The sequence below is a fragment of the Modestobacter sp. SYSU DS0290 genome (assembly GCF_054050955.1).
This window is the reverse complement of record NZ_JBJHAI010000041.1, coordinates 1-5,868: the sequence shown is the minus strand read 5'-3', so window position 1 is coordinate 5,868 and position 5,868 is coordinate 1. Positions and strand designations below refer to the sequence as shown.

Here is a 5,868-nt window from a genome sequence, read left to right as displayed (position 1 = left end):
CTCGGGCGTGGTGGGGGGCGGCCGCCGCCCCCGCCCGCCCCCCCCCCCCGCCCGACCCCGACGACCAGGCGGCCGGCCTGGTCGTCGGGCTGGCGCACCCGGAGTGGCTGGCCCGCCGCCGCCCGGGCGCGGACCGGACCTACCTGCTCGCGGCCGGGACCGGCGCGGAGCTGACGCCGGGGACCGCGCTCGGCGGCGCGACGTGGCTGGCGGTGGCCGCCGCCGACCGGGCGCCGGGCCGGGCCGACGCACGGATCCGGCTGGCGGTCGCCGTCGACGAGGCGACCGCACTGGAGGCCGGCGCCTCGCTGCGCCGGACCGGGCCGGAGGTGTCGTGGCGCGACGGTGACGTGCGCGCCGTGCACGCCGACCGGCTGGGCGCGGTGGTGCTCGCCGAGCGCCCGCTGACCGATCCCGACCCGGCGGCGGTGCGGGCTGCCGTGGCCGAGGGGCTGCGCCGGGAGGGGCTCGGGCTGCTCCGCTGGACGCCGGCCGCCGTCGCGCTGCGCGAGCGGCTGGCCGCGGCACACGCCGGCCTCGGTGAGCCGTGGCCGGCGGTGGACGACACCTCGTTGTTGGCCGCGCTCGCGGACAGCCCGGGAGTGGCCGCGGCCCGGTCCCGGGCGGCCCTGCAGCGGGTCGACGTCGCTGCGGCACTGCAGGCGCTGGTGCCCTGGCAGCTGGCCGGCCGGCTGGACGAGGTGGTGCCCGACCGGGTCGAGGTGCCCACCGGGTCACGCCTGCGGGTCGACTACGGCGACCCGGCGGTGCCGACGCTGTCGGTGCGGGTGCAGGAGGTGTTCGGCTGGGCCGACGCCCCGGTGGTCGCGGGACGGCCGCTCCGGCTGCAGCTGCTCTCCCCCGCCTCGCGGGTGATCGCCACCACCGGCGACCTGGCCGGCTTCTGGGTCACCGGGTGGCCCGGCGTGCGCAGCGAGCTGCGCGGCCGCTACCCCCGCCACCCGTGGCCGGAGGACCCGGCCACGGCGACGCCGACCCGCCGCGCGAAGCCACGCGGCAGGTCGGCCTGAGGGGTCAGCTGAGCGCCCGGGACAGCTTCGGCACGAAGTTCTCCAGCAGACAGGGCAGGCTCAGCGCGCTGGCGAACTGGAGGGCGTCGTAGTCCGACCCCTCGGCGAAGACCACCCGGCCGTCGGTGACGGTCTGCAGGCCGGCGAGCACCGGGTCGCCCTCGATGCCGGCCCGCTCGGCCGCCGGCTTGCCTAACCAGACCTCCCTCGGTCGTGACCACCTCGTTCCCTCCCGGGCCCGACCAGCGCGGGCGATCACTCCCCCGCCGCACCACCGCCGACGGCGAGGACGCGGCCGCCCGGGCACGTGCACCCGGGCGGCCGGGCAGACGTCAGCGCGTCAGGACGGCCGTGAAGCTGCGCCCGCCGTCGGCGGAGCTCCACAGTCCCTCGGCGGTCATCGCCGCGACCCGGGACGGGCTGCCGTCGGCGGTGCTCACGGTGACGGCGTCGGGCGGCGATCCGAGGAGCGCCCCCTGCTCCCAGGTGCCGCCGGCGTCGGTGCTGAGCCAGACCGTGCCGGCCGGGTCGATGCCGACGACGGTCGTGCTGTCCTCGGCCCAGTCGACCACCTGCAGCAACGGCGCCCCCGCCACGTCCGTCCACGTGACGCCGCCGTCGGCCGACCGGAGCAGCCCGCGACGGGTGGTGGCCAGCACGGTGCTGCCGGCCGGTGCGGCAGCCAGCGCCGCGGGCTCCTCGGGGATGGCCAGCTGCTCCCAGGCCCGGCCGTCCGTGCTGCGCACCAGCGTCCCGTCCCAGCCGAGGACGCCCCCGTCACCGGCGGTGAGGGCGTGGAAGTCGGACTGCCCCGACCGGGACAGCACCTGCCAGCTCCGGCCGCCGTCGGTCGATTCGATGAGCCCGACCGGTTCGGGGAGGCCGACACCGGGGCCGGGGTGCCCGGAGGCGAGGTAGCGGTCCCCGGTCACGGCGAACCCCATCAGGTCGATGGCGGGGCCGACGGACGTGACCCGCCCGTCGGCCCCCGCTTCCAGGAGCCCGTCGTGGGTGGCCAGCAGGACGGTGTCGCCGTCGGGCGCGAAGGCGACACCGTGGACGTGCGCGGCCGGCAGTTCCCCCGTACGGGGCGTCGGGTCCGCTGCCACGGGTGCGGTCGATGCGGAGGTGCACCCGGCGAGGAGGGGCGCCGCGAGCACCCCGGCGGCGACCCGCAGTGCTGCGGCACGTCGGGAGGGCGGGGCGTGGCGGGGGGTGTGATGGGGGGTGTGGCGGGGGGTGTGCGAGGTGTGCATGTCGATCTCCAGCGCGGTCCGGGGGCGGACGTCCGTCGGGTGGGGGCCGGTGCGGCGGTGGGCCGCCGCACCGGCGTCGGTCAGTCGCCGAGCTCGGCCAGCAGCGCCTGCATCTCCGCGATCTCCGCGGCCTGGGTGTCCCGGATGTGCTCGGCCAGCGCGATGGCGTCCGCGTCCTGCCCGCCGGCCGCTTCCCGCTCGGCCATCTGGGTCGCTCCCCGGTGGTGGGCGATCATCCAGCTGAGGAACAGCCGGTCGAACTCCGTCCCTGAGGCGTCGGTGAGCTCGGTCAGCTCCGCCGCGGACATCTCACCCGTCATGCCGCCGTCCACCGAGCCGTGGGCCATCGAGCCGCCGTCCGTCGAGCCGTGGGCCATCCCGCCCCCGTCCCCCTCGGCACCCCAGCGGGACAGCCAGCCGCTGAGCGTGTCGATCTCCGGAACCTGCGCCGCCTCGATGCGACCGGCCAGGTCCAGCACGCGCGGGTCGGCCGCCCGGCCCGGCGCCAGGCGGGCCATCTCGATGGCGCCCCGGTGGTGGATGCGCATGCCGGCGGCGAAGGAGACGTCGATCGCGTTGTGATCAGCGGTGGTGCCGGTCGCGGCGCCGGGCGGTGAGCCGTCCGCCGTGCCGGTGCCCGCGGCGTCGCCGCCGCAGCCGGTGAGGGCCAGGGCACCGGCGAGCAGGGCGCTGGTGAGCAGGACGCTGGTGCGGTGGATCGGGTGCGCGGTGGGGCGGGACATCGGTGCTCCTCCTGGAGTCGGATCGAGGCATGCCGGAACCACCCCCGGGCCAGCAGGTGCCGGGGCAGGGGCGGTGGTGCCGGTTCGGCCTAGATCCGCAGCAGGCAGAGGGCAGCGAGGTCCGGTGGCCGCAGCGGTGCCGGCCACGACCCGACGCGGCTGCACACCTGCGCGGGGACCCGCGCGACCACGGACAGCAGCCGGGGCGCGAGCAGGAGACACGAGGCGGTGACGCCCGCGGCCAGCACCGCCAGGCACAACGACCACAGGTACCCCGCGGGCGATCCCGGGGCGCGCTCGTGTTCCACCACGGTCGGTGCGGTCAGGTCAGCAGCGACCACCGGGCCGTCCGCTGTGTCGTGGCCGGGGCGCGCACCGGCGAGCGCGAGGGCGGGGCGCGCAGCGGTGGCGGCGGCCAGGGTGGTGGTCGCCGGGTGCAGGCCAGAGCCGTGACCGGCGTCGTGCGCCGTGGCGCACTGCAGCCCGTGCATCGCGAAGACGCCTGCCATCACCAGCAGGACCGTCCAGACCCGTACCGCCATGACCACCTCCCCGGGCCAAGTGTGCCTCGCACCCGGCACGGCGCGGAGGAGGCGCGGAGGGGCGGCGCCGGGCGCGCCCGGTCGGCCGACGGTCCGCGCGCCGGCACCTCGGTCGGGTCCCCACCCGGCGGGCGGGCCGGGCAGCGGAGAGGATCAGGGGGTGACCAGCACGCCCGCGAAGCCGACCACCGACGCCTGGGGCATCGACGCCAGCTGGCTCGACGCCCTCGACGAGGAGCACACCGTCTCCGAGGAGACGATCGAACTGATGCGGCAGGTGATCGGCCACCCGCCGACCGACCTGCTCGACCGGGCCCCGATCGTGGCCCGCCCCGGCGACCCGCTGGAGGTCCAGGGCGCCGAGGTGACCTGCGAGGACGGCGAGGTCCGGCGCATCGATGGCTCGCTGCCCGAGGACTTCCCGCTCGGCTACCACCGGCTGCGCACCCCCGAGGGCCGGGACCGGCGGCTGATCGTCTCCCCCGGTCGCTGCTGGTTGCCCGAGGGCTGGCGCGGCTGGGGCTGGGCGGTACAGCTCTACGCCACCCGCGGGCGGGACAGCTGGGGCATCGGCGACCTGGGCGACCTGCGCACCGTGCGGGAGTTCGCCCAGGCCCAGGGCGCCGGCTTCGTGCTGGTCAACCCGCTGCACGCGGTCGCCCCGACCGAGGGGCAGGAGGACAGCCCCTACCTGCCGGCCACCCGCCGCTTCCGCAACCCGGTGTACCTCCGCGTCCCCGAGGTGGCCGGCGCCGATGCCGTCGAGCTGGAGGCAGAGGCCGGCCGGGCGCTGAACGACGGTGACCTGATCGACCGGGACGCGATCTGGGCGCTCAAGCGCCGGGTGCTGCGCCGGGTCTTCGACGCCGGGGTGGACGAGGGCCCCTTCCGCGACTGGTGGTGGCACCAGGGGCAGCCGCTGCAGGACTGGGCCACCTGGTGTGCCCTGGCCGACGAGCACGGCCCCGACTGGCACGCCTGGCCCGAGGAGCTGCGCGACCCGCAGGGCTCGGCGGTGCGCGCCTTCGTGGCGGCGCACGAGCAGGAGGTGGCCTTCCACGCCTGGCTGCAGTGGCAGCTGGACCTGCAGCTGCGGGCGGCCACCGAGGGGATCACGGTCATCCAGGACCTGCCGATCGGCGTGGCCGGGGGCGGCGCCGACGCGTGGGCCTGGCAGGACGTGCTCGCCCAGGGCGTGAGCGTCGGGGCGCCGCCGGACGCGTTCAACAGCCAGGGCCAGGACTGGGGGTCCCCCCCACTGGTGCCGTGGCGGCTGCAGGCCGCGGACTACGAGCCGTTCATCCAGTCGATCCGGGCCACCATGGCCGGTGCGGGCGGGCTGCGCGTCGACCACGTGATGGGGCTGTTCCGGCTGTGGTGGGTGCCGCAGGAGGGCTCGGCGGCCGACGGGGCCTACGTCCGCTACCCGTACGAGGACCTGCTCGACATCGTCGCGCTGGAGAGCCACCGCGCCCAGGCGATCGTGGTCGGTGAGGACCTGGGCACCGTCGAGGAGGGCGTGCGCGAGGCGATGGCCGAGCACGGGATCCTGTCCTACCGCCTCCTGTGGTTCGAGGAGGACGAGCCGGCGCAGTGGCCGGCCGAGGCGATGGCCGCGGCGACCACCCACGACCTGCCGACCGTCGCGGGCCTGTGGACCGGGTCCGACCTCGCCGAGCAGCGCGAGCACGGCGTGGGCACCGACGAGGAGCTGGAGCGCGGCCGGGCCTCCCTGCTGGAGCGGCTGTCCACGGTCCCGGCGGACGCGACGCCGGCCGAGGCGGTCGAGGCCGCCTACCGGCGGCTCGCGACGGCGCCGTCCACGCTGCTCTCGGCCACGCTGGACGACGCGCTGACCGAGGAGCGCCGGCCGAACATGCCCGGCACCACCGACCGGCCCAACTGGTGCATCCCGCTGCCGGTGCCCACCGAGGAGCTCGCCGACCACCCCGGGGTGCAGGCGGTGGCCGCGGTGCTCGCCGAGGGGCTGCAGCCGGCACCTGCCAAGCCCGGGCGGGCCCGGAAGTCGGCGAAGAAGACCGCCGGAGCGAAGAAGAAGAGCTGAACTCCAGCGGGTCGGCGTCGATCGTCGCGGCCTGCGTGGCCGGCATGCCGTGTGGGGAGCCCGGGCAGGTGATCACCCGGTAGCCGTGCTGCAGGGAGAACATCAGCAGCAGGTCTCGAGGCCGTCGTGGGCCAGGACGGGCATGTCCCCTGCTCCGCAGCCCCCGTCGGCGGCCCTCCGCAGGCCCTCCTCCGGGAGTCGTGCTCTGCCCACTCCCGGTGGGCAGAGCAC

General features: G+C 76.8%; 6 protein-coding genes. 2 read left to right on the top strand and 4 right to left on the bottom strand.

Features of this window, described 5'->3' with window-relative positions; all coding sequences use genetic code 11:
• A partial coding sequence (locus ACI795_RS19340) for an ATP-dependent helicase C-terminal domain-containing protein (protein ID WP_457077289.1) occupies nt 1-1,031 on the top strand: 1,031 nt, incomplete at its 5' end.
• 4 nt (nt 1,032-1,035) lie between these two features.
• Here ACI795_RS19340 and ACI795_RS19335 read toward each other — a convergent pair.
• The 4 genes from ACI795_RS19335 to ACI795_RS19320 all read right to left on the bottom strand — a co-directional run bounded on the left by ACI795_RS19335 (nt 1,036) and on the right by ACI795_RS19320 (nt 3,572).
• Nucleotides 1,036-1,290: a hypothetical protein gene (locus ACI795_RS19335; protein WP_457077288.1), complete on the bottom strand. Its 255-nt coding sequence runs from the start codon at nt 1,288-1,290 to the stop codon at nt 1,036-1,038.
• Nucleotides 1,291-1,363: 73 nt separating this feature from the next.
• A complete protein-coding gene (locus ACI795_RS19330; protein ID WP_457077287.1) occupies nt 1,364-2,140 on the bottom strand; it encodes a F510_1955 family glycosylhydrolase in 777 nt (258 codons plus the stop codon).
• Nucleotides 2,141-2,367: 227 nt separating this feature from the next.
• The gene (locus tag ACI795_RS19325; protein ID WP_457077286.1) at nt 2,368-3,030 is read right to left on the bottom strand and encodes a DUF305 domain-containing protein; all 663 of its coding nucleotides are present in this window, start codon (nt 3,028-3,030) and stop codon (nt 2,368-2,370) included.
• A gap of 89 nt (nt 3,031-3,119) precedes the next feature.
• Nucleotides 3,120-3,572, bottom strand: a complete 453-nt coding sequence (locus tag ACI795_RS19320; protein ID WP_457077285.1) for a hypothetical protein — start codon at nt 3,570-3,572, stop codon at nt 3,120-3,122.
• Nucleotides 3,573-3,732: 160 nt separating this feature from the next.
• Between ACI795_RS19320 and malQ the strand changes: the two genes are divergently transcribed.
• Nucleotides 3,733-5,637 carry a 4-alpha-glucanotransferase gene (gene malQ / locus ACI795_RS19315; RefSeq protein WP_457077283.1) on the top strand — a complete coding sequence of 635 codons (1,905 nt, stop codon included), beginning with the start codon at nt 3,733-3,735 and terminating at the stop codon, nt 5,635-5,637.
• Nucleotides 5,638-5,868 lie beyond the last annotated feature (231 nt).

Bases quoted from the DNA above. Each gene is read 5' to 3' on its own strand.
- ACI795_RS19325 (WP_457077286.1), bottom strand. From the start codon at position 3,030: ATGTCCCGCCCCACCGCGCACCCGATCCACCGCACCAGCGTCCTGCTC.
- ACI795_RS19320 (WP_457077285.1), bottom strand. From the start codon at position 3,572: ATGGCGGTACGGGTCTGGACGGTCCTGCTGGTGATGGCAGGCGTCTTC.